The sequence below is a fragment of the Bdellovibrio sp. CKG001 genome, from assembly GCF_055397465.1.
In genome coordinates this window covers 2,129,618-2,153,102 of record NZ_AP029173.1, presented here as the reverse complement: position 1 = coordinate 2,153,102, position 23,485 = coordinate 2,129,618, and the positions used below count along the sequence as shown (strand labels likewise).

Annotated in this window: 13 protein-coding genes; 8 read left to right on the top strand and 5 right to left on the bottom strand. The window is 50.2% G+C overall.

What is annotated here, in order from left to right; translation table 11 throughout:
* Positions 1–8 precede the first annotated feature (8 nt).
* Positions 9–953 carry an HD-GYP domain-containing protein gene (locus tag ACZ50P_RS10335; RefSeq protein ID WP_464117123.1) on the bottom strand — a complete coding sequence of 315 codons (945 nt, stop codon included), beginning with the start codon at positions 951–953 and terminating at the stop codon, positions 9–11.
* 188 nt (positions 954–1,141) lie between these two features.
* Between ACZ50P_RS10335 and recG the strand changes: the two genes are divergently transcribed.
* The 8 genes from recG to cysS all read left to right on the top strand — a co-directional run bounded on the left by recG (position 1,142) and on the right by cysS (position 15,575).
* The gene (recG, locus tag ACZ50P_RS10330) at positions 1,142–3,229 is read left to right on the top strand and encodes an ATP-dependent DNA helicase RecG (RefSeq protein ID WP_464130961.1); all 2,088 of its coding nucleotides are present in this window, start codon (positions 1,142–1,144) and stop codon (positions 3,227–3,229) included.
* Between the two features lie 82 nt (positions 3,230–3,311).
* On the top strand, positions 3,312–5,798 hold the full coding sequence (locus ACZ50P_RS10325; protein WP_464130960.1) for a hypothetical protein: 2,487 nt from the start codon (positions 3,312–3,314) through the stop codon (positions 5,796–5,798).
* Positions 5,799–5,896: 98 nt separating this feature from the next.
* Positions 5,897–9,097, top strand: a complete 3,201-nt coding sequence (locus tag ACZ50P_RS10320; RefSeq protein WP_464130958.1) for an RCC1 domain-containing protein — start codon at positions 5,897–5,899, stop codon at positions 9,095–9,097.
* A gap of 90 nt (positions 9,098–9,187) precedes the next feature.
* Positions 9,188–9,589: a hypothetical protein gene (locus ACZ50P_RS10315; protein ID WP_464130956.1), complete on the top strand. Its 402-nt coding sequence runs from the start codon at positions 9,188–9,190 to the stop codon at positions 9,587–9,589.
* An 82-nt stretch (positions 9,590–9,671) separates the two neighbouring features.
* Complete coding sequence (locus ACZ50P_RS10310) at positions 9,672–11,801, top strand: S8 family serine peptidase (protein WP_464130955.1); 2,130 nt, start codon at positions 9,672–9,674, stop codon at positions 11,799–11,801.
* 245 nt (positions 11,802–12,046) lie between these two features.
* A complete protein-coding gene (locus ACZ50P_RS10305) occupies positions 12,047–12,541 on the top strand; it encodes a CarD family transcriptional regulator (RefSeq protein ID WP_347357796.1) in 495 nt (164 codons plus the stop codon).
* A 91-nt stretch (positions 12,542–12,632) separates the two neighbouring features.
* A complete protein-coding gene (gltX, locus tag ACZ50P_RS10300; RefSeq protein WP_464130953.1) occupies positions 12,633–14,114 on the top strand; it encodes a glutamate--tRNA ligase in 1,482 nt (493 codons plus the stop codon).
* Between the two features lie 9 nt (positions 14,115–14,123).
* Positions 14,124–15,575: a cysteine--tRNA ligase gene (cysS, locus tag ACZ50P_RS10295; RefSeq protein ID WP_464130952.1), complete on the top strand. Its 1,452-nt coding sequence runs from the start codon at positions 14,124–14,126 to the stop codon at positions 15,573–15,575.
* A gap of 51 nt (positions 15,576–15,626) precedes the next feature.
* Here cysS and ACZ50P_RS10290 read toward each other — a convergent pair whose 3' ends face one another.
* From ACZ50P_RS10290 to ACZ50P_RS10275, 4 genes are all read right to left on the bottom strand, one after another.
* The gene (locus tag ACZ50P_RS10290; protein ID WP_464130951.1) at positions 15,627–19,892 is read right to left on the bottom strand and encodes a hypothetical protein; all 4,266 of its coding nucleotides are present in this window, start codon (positions 19,890–19,892) and stop codon (positions 15,627–15,629) included.
* 68 nt (positions 19,893–19,960) lie between these two features.
* Positions 19,961–20,455 (bottom strand): hypothetical protein, encoded by a 495-nt coding sequence (locus tag ACZ50P_RS10285; RefSeq protein WP_464130949.1) that lies wholly within the window; start codon positions 20,453–20,455, stop codon positions 19,961–19,963.
* A 70-nt stretch (positions 20,456–20,525) separates the two neighbouring features.
* Positions 20,526–21,044, bottom strand: coding sequence for a DUF3617 domain-containing protein (locus ACZ50P_RS10280; protein ID WP_464130948.1), 519 nt, complete (start codon positions 21,042–21,044; stop codon positions 20,526–20,528).
* 56 nt (positions 21,045–21,100) lie between these two features.
* Positions 21,101–23,404 (bottom strand): penicillin acylase family protein, encoded by a 2,304-nt coding sequence (locus tag ACZ50P_RS10275; RefSeq protein ID WP_464130947.1) that lies wholly within the window; start codon positions 23,402–23,404, stop codon positions 21,101–21,103.
* Between the last annotated feature and the right edge of the window lie 81 nt (positions 23,405–23,485).

The following is a 23,485-nucleotide window of genomic DNA, read 5'->3' as shown; positions in this document are numbered from 1 at the left end:
AGACATCCTTAGGCAACTTTGATTTTGAAAAGGACAGAATACATGGCCTTGAGCATGTCAGGATCATAGCGGCCCGCCAGCTTTTCCTTCATCATGGTGACGGCATCCACCGGAGTCAGCGGGACGTTGTAAGATCTTTGTGTGGTCATGGCGTCATAGGTGTCCGTGATGGCCACAATGCGCGCGAAGGGATGGATCTCGTCAGCGACCAACTGCTGGGGATAACCGTTACCGGCCCAGGATTCATGATGCTCAAAGCAGGCCGCCTTGATCGCATCGCTGATGTTGGGGTGATTGTTCAAAATCACCAGGCCATACTGAGGGTGCATTTTCATCTGCTCCCATTCGGCATCGGACAGGCCGCCTTTTTTGCACAGAATATCCAGGCTGACGCTGCGTTTTCCGATATCGTGAAAAAGGGCGCCGACCCCTAGTTCCTCTAATGTTTTGGCATCATAGCCCAGGGCCTTTCCCAGTCCCAAAGAATAAATGCTGACGTCCAAAGAGTGATTGTAAGTATAGAAGTCGTGTCCTGATAACGAGATCATAAAGCCCATGGCTTCCGGAGCATTTTCCATCAGCTCAATAAAGTCGGTGATGATCGGACGGGACTCGTCCAGGGCACGATTGACATCAGGATTTTCAAAAAGGTCTTCCATCAAGGCGACTGAGGATTCGCGCAGGATCTTGGCTTTGTCGAAGGGATTCAGAAGGTCGGAGTTCATTTCCTCTTTCACCCAGTCACGATAGATTTGTTTGTCTTCCATGCGCACAAAGAAGGAATCCCCGGTGTCACGGTTGTGCAGGGTTTTGATTTTACCTGACCCCAGCTTGTCGCCAGCTCTCAGGTACAGGATGTGTTTGCCATCGACGTAGATGAAGATATCAAAAGAGGTGACTTTATCTGGGCGTATCGTGCTGAGGCGAATGCGGAAGTAAGTCGTTGAATCCATAGAAAAATTCTGCCATGGAACCAGGGGTGATGGAACTAAATCTGCAATAAACAATGGTCTCGGGCTTTGGTCTAGAGCAGGGTGGGTTGAGATTCTCTTACAACGTGCCAATCCGAGACTGCAGAAAGCCCGATGTCACAGGGATGCATTCATTGACTTGTCGTCGGAATCAGAAATAATCGGAGGCCATGGCGTTGCGTTTGAATACCGAGATTCAATATCTTAAAGGAGTGGGTCCCAAATTGGGGGATCTGTTTTCCCGTAAGGGTCTAAAGACTCTTGGGGATCTTTTTGAGTTTTATCCCCGGGCCTATGAAGATCAACGGGCGGCTCGGAATATCGCAAGCCTTCGTCCCGACGATATTGTCAGTATCAAAGCCACCGTGGTGGCGGTTCATAGCATAAACATGGGCCGCTCCGCGCGGAAGATGTATGACGTGGTTTTGCGGGATGCCTCGGGCCAGATTCACTGCAAATACTTCCGTGTACCCTACAAAGGTTACTTCGAGCGCTTTAAGCCCTTCACCGAGGTTCGTGTCGTTGGCAAGGTGACCGAATACCGCGGGCGCATCGAGTTCCACCATCCTGACATCAAGGATGTTGAGCCTGATGAAGAAGCTCAGGACGCCTTGATTCCGCTGTATACAGAAATCGAAGGTCTGGCGACAGCCAAGATCATGAAGCTGGTGCGTTCGGCCTTTGCACAGATTGAAGAATGGCCGGAAGAGGCTTTGCCCAAGTGGATGCGGGAAAAGTACAACCTGATTCCGCGCAAGGATGCCTTGAAGGACATTCACTTCCCGGACCCGAACAGGGCGAAGGAATATGCCGAGTTTAAAACACCGGCCCAAAAAAGAATCATCTTTGATGAATTCTTCTGGTTGGAACTTTATCTGGCGTCCAAAAAAGCGGGCTTCCAGAAAGAAGGGGCGCCACAGATCAGAAACAGTGGCGAAAAGCTTAAAACACTGGCGCAGTCGCTGCCTTTTGAAATGACTGGGGCTCAGAAGCGTGTTTTCACCGAGATCAAAAAAGATTTGGAACGTGGACATCCCATGCACCGAATGGTTCAAGGGGATGTGGGAAGCGGAAAGACACTGGTCAGCTTTATGGCGGCCCTTTATGTCGCGGAAAGTGGTTATCAGTCCTGTTTGATGGCGCCGACTGAAATCCTGGCAGAACAGCACTTTAAGAATGCCAAAAAAGTTCTGGAACCCTTGGGGATTCGTCTGGGACTTTTAGTCGGGAAGACCAAAGCTTCAGAAAAAAAGCAACTTTTGGCAGCCCTTGGCAGCGGTGAAATCGATTTGATCATTGGTACCCACGCGCTGATCGAAGATGATGTCCAATTCAGTAATTTGGGGCTGGTGATCATCGACGAACAACATAGATTCGGTGTTGAACAGCGCGGAGTTCTGAAGAACAAAGGAAACTCGCCGCACTTTTTGGTGATGACGGCAACGCCGATCCCAAGAACGTTGGCGATGACCGTGTATGGTGACCTGGATGTTTCTATCATCGATGAGATGCCAGCCGGGCGCAGTCCGATTCAGACCAGGGCCACATTTGAAAGCAAGCGACCTCAGGCGTTGCAGTTTATGCTGGAACAACTGCAGAAAGGCCGTCAAGCCTACATCGTTTACCCTCTGGTCGAAGAAAGCGAAAAGATTGATCTTAAAGATGCGGTTTCTGAATACGAAAAGCTCAAGCAACTTTATCCACAGGTGAAGTTCGGGCTGTTGCACGGAAAGATGAAACCGGATGAAAAAGATCAGGTCATGGATCAGTTCCGTCGTCATGAAATTCAGGTTCTGGTGTCCACGACGGTGATCGAAGTCGGCGTGGATGTGCCGAATGCCAATATCATGATCATCGAACATGCCGAGCGTTTTGGTTTATCCCAGCTACACCAGTTGCGCGGCCGGGTCGGGCGGGGCGAACATAAAAGTTTCTGCATTCTGATCATGGGATATGCGGTGTCGGAAGAAGGCAAACAGCGCACCGAGATGATGGAAAAAACCTCGGATGGATTTAAGATCGCTGAGTTCGACCTTGAAATGCGCGGTCCCGGCGAGTTCATGGGCACCAAACAGTCCGGTCTTTCCGGATTCAAACTGGCGAATTTGGTGCGTGACATGGCCATCTTGCAAGAGGCTCGTGAAGCGGCCTTTGAGGTTCTGAGAAAAGATCCGAAGTTGTCTTATCTTGAAAACCAGGGGTTGAAAGAGGAACTCCTGCGTGAACATGGGCCTGCAGCTCTGGCGGGTATTGCGTAGACCATCTCGTTCTGAGACAGGATTACGAGTATTTATTGTTTTGGCCTATAAAATAGGCAGCACAGAACGCCGATAAAGAGATATGCTGCAAAACACTTGGACGTATCGGTTGTTTGTTTTTATTGGTATGGCATTGTGCCTAGGGTGCTCTCTTGACGCCTCCCTGATTAAAGATCAGCTTTCAAATGGCGCTGTGGAGGGGGATGGTCGCATCCCTCTGGCTATCACGATGGAAGTCGGCTCCTCAAAAACCATCGAACCACTGGGGGGAATTCCTCCTTATACTTATAGTGCCTCAACCTCCGGCTATCTTGACATCACGACGGGTCTCTATGTGATTCCTCCGAATGCTCCGTTGATTGAAGAGGTTCTGGAAGTTGTCGACAGTCTTGGGAAAAAATTCGCAGTCACGGTTCATCGCCGGGGTTTTCGCGAGTTTCGCAGAGTTGAAATGCCTCAGTCAGCACAAGATCAGAATTTTATTTCAGATGCGGTATGGCTGTCTTCCGGGGCGGTGTTAGCAATAGCAACGGCCAGTGATAATTCCGGCGAACGCTGGGCTACCTATCGCAGTACAGACGACGGTGTGACCTGGAGTCGTGTGGATCATTTTATGGGTGTCCACTATTATGGTGAGTCCCATGCCATGGCCATGGTGGCAAAAGGCAACACGGTCTTTGCCTGTGGCTATGGTTACTCCTATAACAGCACGGCTCAGGATCCCAATTCGGTTTGGTTTATCCGACGCTCTACTGATGCCGGCACAACCTGGACGACATCGGATTCCTGGTGGGAAGTGGCTGGAGAAGACTATGTTTGTTATGACATTGCAGTTTCGCCTCTGACAGGATTTATTTATTCTGTCGGGTACGGAGACCAAGGATGGGCCATTCGTGAAAGTAAGGATGATGGTGTCACTTGGCAGACAATTTATCACAGCGCGCCCCTGGCCGGTGGTAATGAGATCTCTGCATATCAAGTGGGTGTTTCCCCATCAGGAGAGTTGTTCGTGATGGGGCGATCCGGAGTCGCCAATAACATGTACTTTCTTAAGGGTGTGTTGACTGCGGGAGTTTGGGGATGGACACCCGCGACGACACTTCCCGCTGTAACGAACTATGGCGACTATGAACTCAGAGGGAATTTGCGGGTCCTTGATGACAACACAGCCTACTATTCCTGCTCTGCCGGAAGTGGCAAGATTTATAAGACCGCAGATGGTGGGGTGACCTGGTCGCAGGTTTATTCAGGGCTCGATCTTTTACAGGGGATGACGGTGACCTCGTCAGGGGTTCTGATCGCCACTGGAGGCAGTCGCAGCTCTAATCCCAACGATTGGAAAGTTGTTACTTCCACTGATGGCGTCACATGGACACCGGTGGATCTGGATGCTTTGTTTGGTAATGCGAAAGATCCCTACGGTCTGACGGTGGTGGCACATCCTTCCAGCAACAAGGTTTTGGCCTTCTCTTACAATGATCAGGGATATCAATCAACCGTGGCCTCGTCTGCGGATGCCGGTGCGACATGGAGCTTGGCAGGAGATGTGCGTTTTCAGTGGGCCTTCTGGAGCACAATGGAAAAAGTCATTCGCACTTCACCCACGGAGCTTTACGCCATCGTGGACACCGGAGACATGGATGGAGGGTGGCCCTGGCTGATATCCAAAAGTTCAGACAACGGTGTGACATGGCAGGATTCAGACAGATTTGTGTCGAGTGGCTATATCAATGCCGACGATCTGCTTCAAGGGCACGATGGGGCAATCTATGCAGCTGGCGACCGTGACGGGAACAAAATCATCCGGCGTACTGTCGATGGCGGTGTGTGGACTGATGTCTTTTCCATGGCAGGAACCAGTGGACTCGTGTTCCTGGGTACCAACGACTCAACCGAGACTTATTTTGTTTCTGACGACGGTTCCAATGTGTATTTCAGAAAGACCTCAGATGGGACCTCGTGGAATCTGCTAAAGACCTTCACGCTTCCCGGGGGAGTGAACGAGATTCGTGCCAAGGGTCTTAGTGTTGATAATTCGGGAAACATATTCCTGATGATCATGGAAAGGGTGAATGCCAATGGAACCATAGCGGTTCATCGTTCTGCCGATGGTGGTGCAACGTGGACCGAGGTGCTGCGTGGACCTGGTAATATCAATTATTGGTCGTTAAGATTCAGTTTAAGATTCAGCCCCGCTGGGGATGTTTGGGTTTATGAAGGAGCGAACTTCTTCCGCTCAGTGGATCAAGGGCAAACCTGGATTTTGCAAGCCACGGCTCCGACGGGGACGATTGACATCAGTTGGGTGAACGGGCAGGCGTATTATCTGACAGAAGATCCGGATCATGATTATGCGGTGGTGACCGCGGGAGAAACTCCCGGTTCGTGGGTGATCGTAGAAAGTGTCAGACAACGGGTTGAGGCCGGCGAGATCGCAGGCGAGTATGAAACCGAGTTGGTCGAAAGAAAATTTATTGTTTTGGGGGATTCTGAAGTCCTCTTGAACTACACCTACAACGACGCCTATTTGGGGGCACGAACCATTCTCAGGGTTATCGCGACAAAATGAGGTTTGAACCCCATCGAGTCTTATTCTGAGACATAGATTTTTATCATTTTTTGTTTTGTGCTCTCCCGGCCCACTCGCGAAACACCGATAAGTGAGACATGACTCATTTAATCTCCAGAACGTTTCACAAGCTGTCGAGGTCTCTGCTATTTTTGTTTTTGGCAGGATGCTCTTTGGATGCCTCCCTGGTTAATGAGACGGCTTCTCGGTTGTTGGAGGACGTGACTCCTGACGATGGCCTCCCTGTGCTCAGTGGGCCCGCTGTCACCTTTACTTCACCCTCACGGCTGCGTGTGAATTATGACAGCTATGCCTGGTTTGAACTGCAGTTTACCAATGCAGACACAATTGAAATTGATGAAACCGATTTAATCGTAAATGGCAGTTCTGCCACATGTGAAGTCTATTTTGATAGTTCTGAGGGGTACTATGTCGAGTTGTACAACTGCACCGGAGATGGGACGGTCAGTGTCGGCGTGGCTCCCGGAGTCGCCAGAAGCAGCGATGGAAAATCAAGCGTTCAGACCGCCTCGCCTTTTTTGATCACTGTGGATAACGTGGCTCCCTTTATTGAGATCACTTCTCCTGCTGCCGGAAGTGCGGTTGCAGACAGCCGCAGTTTTGTTGTCAGTGGTGTTTGTGATAATGAAGGGACTGATATTTATTTGAATCATCCTGCTAATAACACGGTTTCGTGCAGCGCTGGAACGTGGACTGCTGACCTTGATGTGACGGGTGTTGGGGCGGGAAGCTTTAATGTGGACGTGACCTATGAAGACGCTGCCGGAAACAGCATCACGGACTCGCGATCCTTTGCAATCCCCGTGAAGATCTACAAAGTGGCAGACATTTTCAATACCCGAAGAACTTCGGGAGTTTTGCTGGGGGATGGCTCTTTTGTTCCGTGGGGTTGGGATACATCAGTGACGGTGATGGATACGGCCACTCAGAATGCCATCAAGTCCGGGGTTCAAACCGTTCTCGGCGCCAACTACGAAAATGCATTTACGGCTCTGAAGACGAATGGAACTTTGGTCAATTGGGGAAGTTCACGCGGCGTCTCCTCAGTGGCCTCTGCTCAGCATATCGTTTCGATGGTGTCTAACCAAGAAGCCTTTTCAGGTCTTAGAAGTAACGGGACGGTCTTTGGCTGGGGATACTTTCACACGGGAGGAAATCCACCAAGCTCAGCGACGGCTGCCAATAGTGGTGTCTACAAGCTCATGGCGGCAAGGGATAGCTTTTTAGCATTGAAAGCCAATGGAAGCGCTGTTGCGTGGGGTGGTTTGTATGGAGAGGGCTCGGTTCCGAGTCAAATTTCTTCTGCAGGCTCTGGAGTCATCGCGGCAGCTGGTCGAAGAATCGCCTGGTCGGCCATGCGTGTTGATGGGTCTATCTATCACTGGGGGGACTCAACTTATGGTGGCTCTGCAGTGGCCCCGCCGGGGGTTATCGAGCTGCTTTGTGCGAATAATGAAGGAGCGTTTGCAGGACGTAAAGCCGATGGTTCGGTGATCACCTGGGGGCGAGTGGCTGCGGGTGGGGATCCCTCGGCGCATTTGGCTCAGCTTCAAAACAATCGTAAAATTTTATGCTCTGGTGGCAGTACTTTTGTAACCCTGAGTTCCAGTGGATCAGTCTTTATTTGGGGAGGCTTTACTCCGTTTTCGGCCTCGCCCCCTGAGTTGGCGTCAGGCGTTTCAGACATCGAAGCTTTGGGAAGTCGTCTGATAGCTTATAAAAGCAACGGGGCTGTTTATAATATCAGCAATAGTACGGGAGCAGCCACAGAGCTGGTTGCTGCCGATGGCGTGGCGACAAGTGTGACTGGTGGCGGAGGGTATGCTGTTCTCAAATCCGATGGTTCCGTTCTGGTCTCCGGATCGGCCTCCTACGGCGGTGATGCCACGGCGGTGGCTCCGTCACTTGCTTCCGGAGTGATCAAGGTGACTTCAAACTATGGTACTTTTAATGCCTTAAAAGATGACGGAACGATTGTATCTTGGGGCTTAGACAGTGACACCAGTGCCATCGCTTCGTCACTTAATGGTCCCTATAAGTCGACGAAAAAAGTTATTGCATCGAAAAAGGCCTTCGCCGCTTTAAGAACAGATGGCTCCGTGGTGAGTTGGGGTGGTGAAATCGCCAACTTCTCAAGTGCGGCGGTCGCTTCTGGAGTGAAAGATTTGTATAATACTGAGCGTGCTTTTGCGGCTCTAAAATCCAATGGCTCTGTGGTCGCATGGGGAGCCTCTGATTATGGCGGAGATGTGGGGGCGGCAAGTGCCTTGTTGAGCTCCGGAGTGAAGGCTGTCTTTGCGAACAGTCGAAGCTTTGCCGCACTCAAAGCGAACGGGACAGTTGTGACCTGGGGGCATGCGGCTTCCGGGGGGGACAGCTCCTCTGTTGCAGGTCAGTTGACGGGTGTTATTCGTCTTTATTCCACTGAGACGGCTTTTGCTGCGTTAAAGGACAACGGAAGTGTTGTCACTTGGGGTGAGGCGGGTGCGGGTGGGGATGGTGCCGCAGTGCTGGGGGCGCTGAGCTCAAAAACTGTCCAAATCTATTCTAACAAAAGAGCATTTGCGGCCTTGCAGGATGATGGCAGTCTGGTGACCTGGGGTGATGCCTTGGCGGGTGGAAATTCCTCGTCTGTTGCAGCTTCACTGAACAGTGGAGTTGTCAGCGTGATTCCGTCAGACCGGGCCTTTGCGGTGGTGAAACCTTTGGGAGCTGTTGTTTCTTGGGGGGATCCTGTTTATGGAGGCGACAGTTCTTCGGTCAGCGCATCCTTGGTGTCGAATGTTTTAAGAGTCACTTCGACCGGGAAAGGTTTCTTTGCCAACAAGGCTGATGGCAGTGTGGTGAGCTGGGGTGACAGTGCGACCGGGGCTGGAAACGCGACTTTAAATACGAATTTTTCACATCGTTTTATTCGTGCCTTTACCAATTTGGCAGCCACAGTCTTCTTGTTGGACAATGGTTCGATACAGACAGCAGGTGACGCTGCCGCCGGGGCCGACGTGTCATCCGTCAGCTCTTCGTTGAGTTACATCAAAGAAGTCGCGTCTTCGGCGCGTGCTTTTGCCGCGCTCAGATCCGACGGTGTCGTTGTCACTTGGGGTGACAGTGCATACGGTGGTAGTTCCGTCGCAGTCGCCTCTAAACTTGCCTCGGGAGTGAAGGCTGTCTATGCCACCGAGGGAGCCTTTGCAGCTCTGAAAGACAACGGGACTGTTGTTACTTGGGGAGACTCCAGCTTGGGCGGGAACTCCAGTGGCGTGATCTTCGCCGATTAAGAGCGTCGCGGAAAAACGACCGAACATTTTGCTGTTGCATCCGGGATCTTTGTTTGTCATGCTTTTTAAAGATCACAAGGATGTGCTCTTATGAAGATTCTCAGCGTAGTAACGGCAACAATTTTCTTTTCTATGAACTCTTGGGCGGCAGCTCCGGCCTACAAGGTGAACATGCGTGTCGGCTTGAAGGGTTCAGCACCTATTTCTGTGAATACTGTGGCTAAATCCGGCAAAAAAAGCTTTGTCAGTGAAATTTCTGACGACGGACAAAATGAAACTTTGGTCGAAGTCTATGCTCGCAAATCCCAGGTGAATAAAAAAGACGGATTGTATCTGGATGTGACGGTCACAAAACGTGTTCGTGGGCAGCAGAAGCTGACTGAGCGGGCTCAGGTATTTGCTCCGGATAATCAAGAGATGGAATTTGGCATGAATTCCAAGGGGCGCACTGCGGGGAATTTGTCTTTGGCAGTGATGGCTCATCAACTTTAAATCACCCACCGCATCAATATTCTAAGTACCCCTTGCGACTGAACTTCGGTCGTGATCTGATTTTGTGATCAGAGGGGGTATTATGAAACATCTTGTGAAGGGTCTTGCAGTTTCGACTGTGGTTCTTTCTGTCAGCGCAGCGCAAGCGGGCACGGTTTTGAAACTCAATGCCGGTGCTGTGGATACAAATAAACTTTCTAGCACTTATGCAGCGACTTGGGCGATGGAAGTCCGTGCGACGGAATACATCGTGCAGTTCAAAAAAGCTGTCACCGAAAAAGACAAGGCGGCTCTCAAAGCCCAGTTCGAAGTCTTCGGTTATCTTCCCGATGATGCTTTGGTGGTTCGTGGCACTTATTTTGATTTGATGAAGTTCAAAAACTCCCATGCCGGTGTTCAGGCGGTGGTGAAGTACGCCAATACCTATAAAGTCAGCAAGGACTTCACTCCTGCCAGCGTCTTTAATAAAGACTCCATGGTGGCAGTGCTTGTGAACACGTTCAAGGCCAATGAAGTGGAAGTGGTCGCATCCAAAATTGAAAAAATGGATGTTAAAGTGTCTGTTCAAGTTGTGGATGGAAAGCATATCACAGCCTTGATTCCTCGCGGACTTGTTCCGGCGGTGGCGGCTTTGACAGGGGTTGAACATATTCAACCAGCACCGGTGATCGAATCCTTCCATTTTGCGATGGATCAGAACTTGGCGGACGATGTTTCCGCGGCAGCAGCGGGCGATTACACAGATCTTAAAGGTGATGAGTCCGGCACGCGCTTGATGAACTTCGATGCTGCATGGGCCATGGGTTACACAGGCCGTGGTCAGACCGTCTCCATGGCAGATACAGGCTTGGATTCCGGTAACACTGGCGCAATCCATCAGGATTTCGCTGGCGCTGTGATCTCTGGTTATCCGTTTGGATTGTGGTCTAAATCCTGGTCAGATCCAATGGGTCACGGAACTCACGTGGCTGGTTCGGTTATGGGTCGCGGAACAGCGTCCAAAGGTCTGCTCAAAGGCGGCGCATATGAAGCCAACATGGTGGCTGAAGGCATGTGGTCTCCGATGATGAAGAACTTGAGTGTTCCGTCCAAACTAGGGGATTTGTTTGCAAAAGCTTATGCTGATGGCGCTCGTATTCACACCAACTCTTGGGGTGGGGCGCGTACCTTCGGGGCTTATGACAACTTTGCGATTCAGGTGGATGAGTGGTCCTACGCAAACCCGGATATGCTGATTTTGTTTGCGGCTGGAAACAGTGGTGCGGATAAAAACAAAGACGGCCGTATTGATGCGAACTCCATGGCTTCTCCAGGCACAGCGAAGAATGTGCTGACCGTGGGCGCTTCTGAAAACGTGACTTCTTCCGGTGGGATCCAGGTTCCTATTAAACAACTTCGTGCAGCCAAGGATGAATGGCCCGCAGAGCCGATCTACAGCTCTTACATTTCAGATAAAGCTGATGGTATCGCGATGTTCTCTTCTCGTGGTCCGACTCAAGATGGCCGTACGAAACCAGACATCGTGGCTCCGGGCACAAATATCCTGAGTGTGTTCTCTCAAGAAAAGGATGCTTCGCCACTTTGGGGTGCTTACAATAAAGACTACGTTTGGTCCGGTGGAACTTCCATGGCGACACCTCTGACAGCAGGGGCTGCGGCGATCGCTCGTCAGGTTCTTGTTGAAAAAATGGGCATCGCGACTCCATCTGCGGCGTTGATGAAAGCAACTATGCTTCACACTGCGGTGGACATGTTCCCAGGTCAGTACGGTGAGGTGGGTGCATCCCGTGGGCAGGAGATTTTGACTCGTCGTCCAAACTCTGATGAAGGTTATGGTCGTGTGGATGTTTCCAACATCGCAAACTTGGGTGCGGGGACAGTCTTCATCGACAATCGCCAAGGTGTTGCACAAGGTGCTGAGGTGACTTATGAATTCACATTGGCAAATCCTGGCAGCCTGTATGCGAACCTTGTTTGGACAGATGCTCCGGGTTCTGCCAATGCCGCGCAAGCGTTGGTGAACGATCTGGATCTGGTTCTGACGATGCCAAATGGGCAAACTTTGAGCATGAACGATCACATCAACAATCTTGAGATGATCGAAAAGTCGGACCTGCCGGCTGGAACTTACAAGCTGACAGTAAAGGGCTTCAAGGTTCCACAGGGCAAAAACGGCGCTCAAGCTTATGCTCTAGTCTATACGGCAAAATAGTCGAAGATAGTGCTTTAAGTATATGAAAATACAGGCAAAAGGCTCGGGTGTGTCCGGGCCTTTTGTCGTTTGGGGGCGCTGTTTAAAGTTTGATAAACACTCTGAAATTCTTTCCAATGCACTGCTCTTGTTTGATAACTCGTGTCAAATTTGATAGAACAGTCGAGGTTGTAAGTCTGTCCAAAAGTCTAGCTTAAAGCTTAGATCAATGGATGTGTCCCTTTTATCCTTGGGGAGGTTCGTGAATGCAGACGTTTGATGTCGGTGATAATGCAGTTTATCCTGGATATGGCGTTGTTAAAGTGGTTTCTATTGAAACCAAGGAAATGTTGGGAACTAAAACTACGTTCTATAACATGCAGTTGGTAGACACGGGTTTGAAAATCATGATCCCAACGACGAATGTAAAGTCCGCAGGTCTTCGTCCGATCATTTCCAAGTCAGAAGCTTCCAGAGTTGTTGGAATCCTTAAAGAAAAAGACATCAAGATCGACAATCAGACCTGGAACCGCCGTTATCGTGAATACATGGAGAAAATCAAAACAGGCTCCGTGTTCGAGATTGCTGAAGTTTTGCGCGATTTGTTCCTGCTGAAAGCGGACAAAGAGCTGTCCTTCGGTGAGCGCAAGATGTTGGACTCTGCGCGCACGCTTCTTCTAAAAGAACTCACTTTGGCCACCAGCCAAGAAGAGCTTTTCAAAGAGGAAGAAGTTAAAGCCATCTTCGGCATTACAGGCTAGACGATTTCCAAAAAACATAATAAATTCGGGGCTTGGTTTAACAACCAGGCCCTTTTGTTTTTTAGGCTGGTTTCAGGCTCTTGGAGTTCTTATGTCCGCTAAAATTTCTCCGCATGTTCGTGTTCGTTTTGCTCCTTCCCCAACGGGTTATTTGCACGTGGGTGGTGCGCGTACTGCTCTTTATAACTATCTTTTTGCTAAGAAAAACGGCGGTGAATTCATTCTGCGTATCGAAGACACGGATGAGGCTCGCTCCACACAAGAATCTTTGCGTGGTGTGGTGGATGATCTGGTTTGGCTGGGTTTGATGTGGGATGAGGGTGTCGACCCCGTGACCTTGAAAGATGTGGGGCCCCACGGTCCTTATCGTCAAAGTGAGCGCCTGCATATTTACAAAGAAATTGCCGACAAACTTCTGAAAGAAGGCAAAGCCTATTACTGCTTCATGACTGAAGCGGAAATTGAAAAGCAAAAAGAAGAAGCCAAAGCCAATGGCAGCTTCGCACATTTGCAGTCGCCGTATCAGGACTGGCCGCTGGAAAAAGCTTTAGAGCGCCTGAAGACGGGCGACAAAGCGGTGGTTCGTTATAAAACCAAGGGTCTTGAGAAAGACTATGTCTTCACCGACCTGGTCCGTGGTGAAGTGAAGTTCCCGTCAGACATGGTGGGGGACTTCGTGTTGCTTCGCTCTGACGGTATGCCGGTTTACAACTTCTGCTGTGTGGTGGATGACCATTTGATGAAAATCACCCATGTCTTCCGTGCGGAAGAGCATCTGCCAAACACGTTGCGCCAGTTGATGATCTATGAGGCGATGAATTGGGAAATCCCGGAATTCGGTCACATGGCTTTGATCTTGGATGAAGATCGTCAAAAACTTTCCAAGCGCAAAGGCGCCGTGGCTTGCGGTCAACTCAAAGACGAAGGTTACTTGGCCAGTGCCGTGTTGAACTTTATTGCTTTGTTGGGCTGGTCCGATCCTCAAGGGCGTGAGCTTTTGTCTGTGGAGGACATGAAGCAGGTCTTTGATATTTCCCGTCTGAATCCTTCTGGAGCGATCTTTGACCGCGTGAAATTCAAGTGGGTGAATGCACAGCACTTGCGTGCGCTTCCGAATGCCGAGCTTTGGAAAGCGATTCAGCCGTTCCTGGCGCGCGAACACATGGAGCTTCCGCAGGATCCGGCATGGCAAAGCAAGTCCCTGGATTTGTTTAAGCCTTATATGGAAATTTTGGCCGATGCAATTGAGCTGTATCGTCCGCTGAATGACAAGGCCTATGTCATCCTTCCAGAAGCAGATGAAACCCTGAAGTGGGAACCCACCAAGGCGGTTCTGACGGCATGGAGAGATCTGGTGGCAGCGTTCCCTGCGGATTATATGACGGAAGACGATTTCCTGAAACTTCAGGATGAGGTGAAGAATCAAACCGGGGCCAAAGGAAAGCATCTTTTCATGCCAATTCGTGTGGCGGTGATTGGAAAACCTCACGGGGCGGAGCTAAAAACTTTGGTGCCGCTGATGAAGAAATCCTCTTTGGTGTCCCGCGCAGAGCAGGCGCTGGCAAAAGTATAGGTGAATAAAATGTCGTTGAAGATCCACAACTCGCAAAGTAAGCAGCTTGAAGAATTCGTACCACTGACTCCGGGTCAGGTGAAAATGTACGTGTGTGGTCCTACGGTTTATAACTTCCTGCATGTGGGAAATTTCCGTGGTCCGGTGGTCTTCAACATGGTTCGCAACTGGCTGGAGCATTCAGGTTACAAAGTGACCTATGCTTTGAACTTTACGGATGTGGATGACAAGATTATCAATCGCGCCCACGAACTGGGAATGTCGCCGAACGAGTTGTCTGAAAAATACATCGCCGAATACAAAAAAGATTTCGCGCTGCTGGGGCTTCGTCCGCATGACATGAACCCCAAGGTGACTGAACACATGGACGATATTCGCTCCATGGTGGAAAGTTTGGTGGCTCAGAAGAAAGCCTACGAGGCGCAAGGGGATGTTCTTTATTCCATCGAATCCTTCAAAGACTATGGCAAGCTTAGTGGCCGCAATACGGATGATCTGATGGCTGGCGCCCGCGTGGAGGTTGATGAAAAGAAAAGAAACCCCATGGACTTTGCTCTTTGGAAGGCAGCAAAGCCAGGAGAGGTTTCCTGGCCGTCACCGTGGGGGCCGGGACGTCCGGGCTGGCACATTGAGTGCTCGGCGATGATCAAAAATATTTTCGGTGATCAGATTGACATTCATGGTGGCGGTATGGATTTGATCTTCCCGCACCATGAAAATGAAATCGCACAAAGTGAAGGCTGCACCGGAAAAACATTCGTAAAATACTGGATGCACAATAACATGCTGAACTTCGGCGGACAGAAAATGTCCAAGTCTTTGGGAAATATCGTGACCATGCGTGAATTCCTGGAGATGTACAACGCCGAGATCTATAAATGGATGATTCTGTCTGCACACTATCGCACAATGAGCGAATTCAGTGATGAGACCATCGAACGTGCTGTCGGGGGCTTGTCTCGTGTGTATTCTGCCTTGTCAATGGCAGAAAGTTATCTGACTGCGGATGTGACTCAGGAAGATGCCGCCTTTGCCAAGATCACGCAAGAGGCGTGGAAGAAGGTGGAAGAGGCCATGAATCATGACTTCGGCACTCCGGATACTTTTGCGGCTGTGTTTGAGGTGGTTCGGCAGTTCAACGCACAAGTTCGTCGTGGCATGAAAGTAAATCCGGCGATTCAGGGTAAAGCTCTGGCATTCCGCAATTTCGTTCGTAAGGTCGGCTCAATCATGAGCCTGTTCCAGGAGCCAGCACATGAATTCCTGATCAAGCTGGATGATATGTTGCTAAAGAAAATGAATCTGGAAAGAGCTGCTGTCGATAAACTTGTGGCTGAACGCGGGGAGGCTCGCGCCGCCAAGGATTTTGCGAAATCGGATGAGCTTCGTGCGAAGATCACCGCCCTGGGGATTTCTGTCAGTGACACACCGGAAGGCAGCTTCTGGGAAGTGACGAAATAGCTCTTTTAAAAGCCCTCGAAAGAGGGCTTTTTTCTGCCATTTGCCTGCGATTTAATCCAGCGGGAAATCAAAACGCAAGACGACTCGTCCTGTGCTGATAAGCAGGGTGTCGCTATCCATCATGGTGAATTGGCTGGGCAGTTTGGGAATATCTCCGGCCCCTGCAAATGGACCAAGTGCAGTTTCGTTGCACCACTTAGAGATGTTGCCGTTAATCATGGTGCAGTAAATTTTATTTTCGCTCAGATAGAAAATTCTGGATTTGTCTGGTGTGACAAAGAAGTTCGCAATCTGATTGTGGTCACCAGTTGCACCCCACGGGATGGTGATAAAGTCCGGTGTGACGCTAAAAACAGTGTGAAGTGTTTGTGCCCCCGGGTTCAGGGGATTGGTGATCTTGCGAATTTTAAGCCCTTCGATGAAGAAGAGTTCATCATCGGTTTCCAGGGCCGGATCATTTTCTATGAATTGTAAAGCGCAGTAAGAACTTATACAGACTGATGATAAGTTAAAGCCTCTTAAGTCCGTTGGAGTGCTTTGGTCCGGCGCTGGAGTGGGACCTCCCACAGGTCCCAGAATATTTGTCACTGTGTCGGAAGTGAAATTGAAAGCACTTATTTTAGGGTCATCCGTCAGAATGTTCAGTGGGCTTGTGTACTTACCCATCAGAAAGACGATACTGTCTTTCTTCATCGCAAGATTTTGTCTGCCGCCGGAGACGTACATGGACGAGGTTGAGGGGGTCGTGGCGGTATGCCACTGAGCGCCTGTGCTGCCGGTTTGTCTTGCGACGACTTTGCCATCTTTGTCGATACTCAGTAGACGATTGGAGACGCGCATCCACGGAAGCCCCTCGGAGTTGAAGGTCAGTACACCGCCATTTTCGGCGTAGCGATAGCCCATGGGGATATCCGGAGATATCGCTGTGCCTGTTGGGACATAGGTGGTTGGTCCGTTAACCTGATTGCCCCAAAGCACTTTTGTTTTGTTGTCAGAGCCAATATATCCTAGAACCTGGCCCACTTTATCAGCAAAATACAATCCAGGGCTCCAGATGCTTCCGGGTTCGGTGCTGGTTTTATAGAAAATCGAGCCCAAGCCAGTGGCGCGGAAGAGCATCTTGTCCATGTCTTTTCCGAAGAAGGGCATAGTTCCGGCGATAGTTTGCACTCGACCTGTGGGATCAATGAAGCGAACCCGGTAGGATCCGGTTGTGTTCAGCTTCAGGCCGTCTAAGAAGAATAAGTTATTATTCTTGTCGTGGGCCATGGCAAGATCCAGGAAGCTGCAGGCATCAACGGCGTACACGTCATCTTCCCAGCAATTTCCCGCAGTTCCCTTGTAGCTCAGGACAACCCCAGCAGAAGTTTCCCCTGCAGTTTGGGCCAATCCTGGATTGGCCCATTTGTGAATCAGATCATGGGCCGCAGAGTTGTGAACCACATAGAGATGATTGTCGACGTTGCTCCAAAGCAGGCCCCGGGCTGCGGTGATGGTGATGGAGGTTGTGTAGTGTTGGCCGTTGATAATCTTGTAAACCGCTCCCCCATAGGGAGCTAGGTAGATCTTTTGACCTCGGTCTCGCACAACCAGGCTGGAGTAGAGATAATACAAACCAGTGGAAAACGGAGTTTCTGTCGCCAGTGTATTGTTAACACCATTTCCCGCAGCACAGTTTCCGGCGACATGAGTGGGTGCCCCCGGAGTTCCATCAGCGAGTTGAGGGATTTTTACCAGCTGCCGGCGAGTCTCTGCAGCGTCGCCTGCGGTCGAGCAGGGAACATTCATATACAGTGAATTGTCTTCGTCAAACGGGATGGGTCCTAGATGGGTTGAAAGATCCTTGGCCGTGATGCCTGAAAGTTGTTTGGCATCATAGTGAGCCCCGCCGCCGGCGTAGTGACGGGATGTTTTCTTTTCCAAATCCAACTGGTAGATACGGGCGACAGACCTGTTGTCGGAAAGAGCGGTGCTGACATAGAGGAGCCCGTTGTTGTCAAAGGAGATGCTCAGGAAGCTTAAAGACAGTTTTGGCAGGGTGTAGCTTCCGCCATCGGCCGAGAGTCCGGTGTCGGCCCAGTTTCTGACGGCCATGTTGACGCCGATGACCAACTCACTGGTACCGGCAGAGGGGCTGAATCGAACAACTCCCATGGCGGACACAGTGAAGATGTCTCCCGTCAGTGGGTGAACGGCGATGGACTGGGACGTGGAATTTGAGTTCTGGAAACTGATGGTTTTCGGAGTTCCTCCGATGCCATTGTCGAGGCTGCCTGCGAAGATCGACCAATTCGGAGCGTTGAGGGGTGCTGAATTGACCCGGAATGACTTGTTTCCAGCTTGGTCCTCTACGCTGATACGTACCATGAAGTAGCTGGCTGGTGCAGAGAAGTGGGTATAAGAGTCCGAATATGTTTTAGTTCCTGTGCCAAGCGTGCCGTATTTCTTTATCAATGGAATCCATGTGGATCCGTCCAAGGTGTAATCAAGAGAGATTGGGGAAGAGGCCAGAGCTGTGGCGTCTTTCACGGCCCAGGATATATGGACGGGATCACCGGCATTGAAGTTTTTGCTTTGATTGGTCGGGTTGAAAACTGCAAAAGAATCGACCGTCGGGGGCGAATTCCCCTCGAAGGCGATGGTGTCGGCGTTGGTTCCCAGATCTCCCGTCGGGAGGGTCATCACGGATGTGTTTCCAGCCTGATCCAAAACACGGGCACAAATCTTTTTCAGACCGTCGACAGCTCGCAGGCTTAGATTCTTACTGGCTGTCGCAGAGGACATTTCAAAACTTTCGAACTTGTCAAAAAGACAACTGGCATTTTCATCAGTGGCCTCTTGCAACTGCACGGTCAAAGGGGCGGAGCTGTTGTCTGTGGCAGAGATTTCAACGGCTACGAAAGGGCTGGTTGTGACCTCGGCACCTTTTTCAATCTGAAGAGATGCAACTGTCGGAACCACCGTTTCGCGAATCCAGGTTGACTTTAAAGTCATAGTTGCTGAACCGTCGCTGACATTGTTTGTTTGACTGAAAGAGTATTCGTAGGAGCCGTCTGTGGCCTGATTTGAATTGAAACTCCAGGTTCCGATGTCTGAAACTCCATCACACGAAACTGTCGTGGGCAGCATCGGAGCTGCGGCAGGAGTGACAACTACGCCAGGATTTTCACTCATGGAAGCTGAGCGGTCACAGGTTCCGCTGAACGAATAAAGATCCCCATTTGCGTAGTTCAGTCTTTTTTGTGTCAAGGTCAGTTGTGGCAGATTGCGACTCAGGCGGAATGTCGGAGAGACAGCCGTGGTTTGATTGCCAGCTTGGTCTGTGGCAGTGATTCGGATCACACAATTGGTCGAATCGACAACCGCAGCAAGATCAGTGCTGCTGATGATTTGGGAACCGGTATTTTTAATCTTTTTATAAAGTACGACGTAATTTGCTCCACCATCATTTGAAAACTCAATGGTGATGGGGTTTTCGCTTGGGTGCAGGTCTGAGCTTGTCCAACTTAGGGTGTTGTTGGTGAGCCCATTCCAGCTCTCGCTAGCCCCTGGCGAAAGAACGCTTAAAGTGGGCCCTGTGGAATCGATGGTGAATGGCTTTGTCGAAACGGCCTCAGAGGATCTTCCATGGACGTCGTGGGTTGCGACTTTTATGCGTACGTTTGACGAGTTGATAGACGGGATTGTCCAAGAGTAAATGCCAGTCGGGGGCTGGTTGTCGGCAATGACCTGCCAAGAGACGCCGCCGTCCGTGGAGTAGAAGAGCGTTGTGGGGCTTGCGGTAAATGACATGTCCTGGGCTGACCAAGAAATGGATCTGGTGGTCCCGCCTTTGTAGATTCCATGGGTGTTCATGGAGTTGAGGGTCACCACGGGGGAATTTACGTCCACCACCAGTGGCGAAGTCTCAAAGAAGGGTGACTTCGAACCATTTTTATCCAGATAAGATGCGCGAACCTGAACTTGATCTGATTCGATGTCCGGCACTTGTAAGGAGTATCGTCTGGCTTTTGTGGTGGATCGACCCACCTCAGCCCAGGAGGTGCCGGCGTTGGTGGAGATCTCAAAAATGACCAACGAGTCCAGTAGAGTGATGTCTTTAATCGTCCAAGACAGCTCCAGAGTCGAGTTTGCCTTAAGTTGGGAATTATTGATCACCGGCGTTGTTGAGACAATGCCTTTTCCTGAGGCAAACTCACGATAGAAATTGCTGTGTTTGCTGCATGCACTTAAAAGCAGCGTAAGCACCAGTGTCGTCAAGACGGTCCAAGGTTGCTTTAAAATGATAAACTGTCTGGTACGTGCGAGAGAGATCATCCACGTACTCTTCGGAACTTTCTGGAACGATCTTTAAAAAATGAATGTTTTCGACTTCATACAAGTGTTCACAGGCCGGCAATAATGGAATCCAGATCCGGCTTGGAGATCGGCAACTTTCCGGAGTCCCGAGTGATTTTACTGACGACTCCGAAGGGGATGTCACCCCACCAGCGCTCAATCAAGGTTCCATCATTCAGAGTCGTGCTCATCTTACAGGTGTTGTAGGTGCCAGCCGGGGCCTTGAGCTTTTCCAGCTTGCCACCGCTTCTTACGCAATCAGCGATGATGCTTTTGAATTTTTCAGGTGTGTACATGTCTGTGGTTTCAACAATATGACTGTTGTTCTCACCACCGATGGAGGCATCGATACGGATTTTCCAAAGATGGCTTTGTTCGTCTCGGGAAAGAATTTCTTTGGTGATTTTCACACCCAGCGTTTCACCGTTGCGATTGATTTCCCCAGTCCAGGAAACTTTATCGCCGACCGAAGGGTAGGCCTCCGCATGAAGAGTGGAAAGTGAAATGACCGTGGCGGCCAGAAGAGTCTTTGCCCAAAACATAAGAGCCTCCTTTTGAACCCCATGATGCATGGGATGAAAAGGAAGCTCTAAGAAAAACGAGGTCGGGGTGCTATTTTACAGGCTTCACTTTGCCGCAATCGGTAGAAACAAACTTGCCTTCATAGCGAATGACAGTGTCTTTGCCTTTGCTGTTTTTGCCGGTCATCACACCCTCGTATTGTGTGTCGGATTTGGCGGTCCACTCAAAAGTGCCCTTGGCATCTTCCTTCGGGCAATCAAATGTTCCTGAAATCTTCTTTGCAGTTTGAGTTGTGACCTTTGTAGTGCAGGATTTGGTGGCATCCATAACGGACTTTGGATTGTTCAGCATGTCGGCAGTGTAGCAAATGCGATAGCCGTCTTTTGTAATTGGCATGTGGCTGCCGGACTTGGCCATCATTTCTTCCATTTGTTTGCGCTGCTCTGCAGGCACTTGTGCCAGGGCCTTGTTCATTTCCGCCATGGGATCAAAAACTTTTCCATCCAGGGTCAAAGTCATCTTGGCTTCCCATAGGCCCGGCTTGATATCAAAGGCCTGGGCCGAGGAAGCGGCGGTCAGAAGGGCTGCAGTCAGAAGCAGGTGTTTCATAAAAATCTCCAAGTCGAAGTTGTTTATCTATCTTAATTGACCCGCACGCTCATGAGTCAAGGCACTAAAGTCATCTCGTAGCGAATGTGTTTCTGAATGCCTTCATCACTCATATGTTGCGGACGGTACTTTCCTTCAAGGAACATCTGCACCTGATCGTTGTAAAACGGGGACAAGATATGACCCGAGATGCCGATGGGATTAATACCCCAGCTTTCCTGAGGGTGGGCAAAATCAATCACGCGTCGTGTGGAGGGGCCCGCGACGACTTTGTAGTCGCCTCCCAACCCACGCATTTTGTTGTTGTTGATCTCATTATAGGCGCCTGGCATGGGGTGTGGTCCGATGTTAAAAATTTTATTCAGCGGAAAACTGCGTCCTAGCGGGTGAGTGTATTCGACGGTGTGAAGTTCGCCCCACGTTGTTCCGCGCACTTTATTAATCGCCTTTAAAAATGCTGCGGAAATGACTTCAGACTTATTATGATCTGCCCACCATGGCGAGGCCTCATTGAGCATTGTTCTTTCATAGAACGACCAGGCGTAAGGGGTTGTCAAATAAGTCGCACGCTGCTCTGCGGGCATTCGTTCAACCAGGGTCAGCACGATTTCATTGTTCCATTGGTGATAAAGGCTTGCCTCGGTGGAATCAATCTCAGAGTGCAGATTCCATGCTTTCAGGGCTGTGATTTCCTTATCAAAGCGCTGTTTGTCGGACTCACTTAAAAGAAGATTTTCCAGAAGTCTGTCTAGAAGTTGTCGTGTTTGGTAGTTGTAGTTTTCAGTTTGCAGGTTTTTGACGTCTTCAGCGCTCCACAGGTCTTTTTCGCTTAAAGCGCGTGTCAGGGTCTGATAGCGGTCGTCTGACTGCCAGTCGCCGCGAATTAACGAATCCAGTCCTGGCGGGCGGGAGTTGGCTGTCACGATGATGCCGGAGGGGGGGTTGATCTGATGAGGTTTTTCCTGCCACGACAGGACACGAACGTATTCATCCTTGCCCGAGGCGCCATCTAAGATCATATCTGAATTTGGATTTTGTTTGACGGCTATGTCGCCAAAGATCCACCAGGCGATGTTGTCGGCATCGGCATACATGACGTTGAGTCCTGGAGCTGTGCCATGTTGCAAAGCTTTTTCAAAAGTCACCATGTCCTGAGCTTCGGCCATTTCACGCAGAGCCTTCATGGGGTTGTTGTCCGGGCGATGATAAGCCCATTTTAAAGCCAGGCCCTTGCGTTCCAGGGTTTCGTCCATGATCGGGCCATGCGGGGTTTCAATCATATTCAAGATCAGGTCCTTCTGGTCTTTGATTTTAATGATTTCGGTCCATTCCTGATAAGGGACTTCTTTGCCAGAAAAAACGACCGTCTTTTTTTCTTTGTTCAGGGTCTCGGCATAAAGATCCATGTCGTCAGCCAGAGACATGGTAAAGCCCCAGGCATGATGGAAATTGTGCCCCAGAACAGCAAAGGGAACCAAAGGCAGATAGTGTCCGTAAAGCTCAAAGTCCGGAGTTTGAATATGGGCCTCAACCCAAGTGGCCGGATGAGAAAAGCCAATATGCGGATCATTGGCGAAAAGACTTTTGCCGGATTGAGATCTGTCGGAAGAGATCAACCAGGCGTTGCTGCCTTCAAAACTGCCGGCAAAAAGGTTTTCAGTTGGCAGTACGAAGGGGGCCAGGGATTCAGACCAGGAAGAAATCTTCAGGGGTGCTTTTAGCGGATCATTGCGTAAAACCTGAAAAACATCTTCGGGCATGGTTTTGGCAAACTCAGTCATTAGGGGATCCGCTTTCAGGGCAATGCCAAAACTGTAGGCCATGTGGCCTGTCATGACGTAGGCATCCCATGGCGTGAAGGGTTCAGGTTTGATGCCGACAATTTGCAGGTCATAGGGAAGGGGGCGGGTTTTGATGAATTCGTTAACCCCATCAAAGTAAGCCTGCATTTCGTCCCACATCTTCTGGTCGAAGCGGCCTTCTTGTTTTTCTTTTTCAATCATGCGCTCAACCGATCGGCGCAGCATCAGGCTGCGATACAGTTTGTCACTTTTTAAAGCCAGCTCACCGAAGACCTCACTTAAAGTCCCTTGAGTCATGCGCCGGGACAGTTCCATTTGAAACAGCCTTTCGCTGGCCATGACAAATCCCAGGGCGCGCAGGGCGTCCACTTTCGTCGTGGCCTTGATGTGAGGAATTCCGTACTGATCGCGAATGACCAAGACGGGGGAACTCAGACCTGCAAGAGTGAGCCTTCCTTCCATGGGCGGCAAAGACTGGCGCATAAAGTAATAGGCGCCAACAGTCAGGATCAAAACCAGTGCTGTAAATACGAGAAGGCTTCGCTTGAATAGTTTCATCCTAGAACTCTCAACTGACGTCTGCACCGAGGCAAGGACCTTTAATGCCACCTCGCATATAACGCGGGGCTAGGGTCAAAA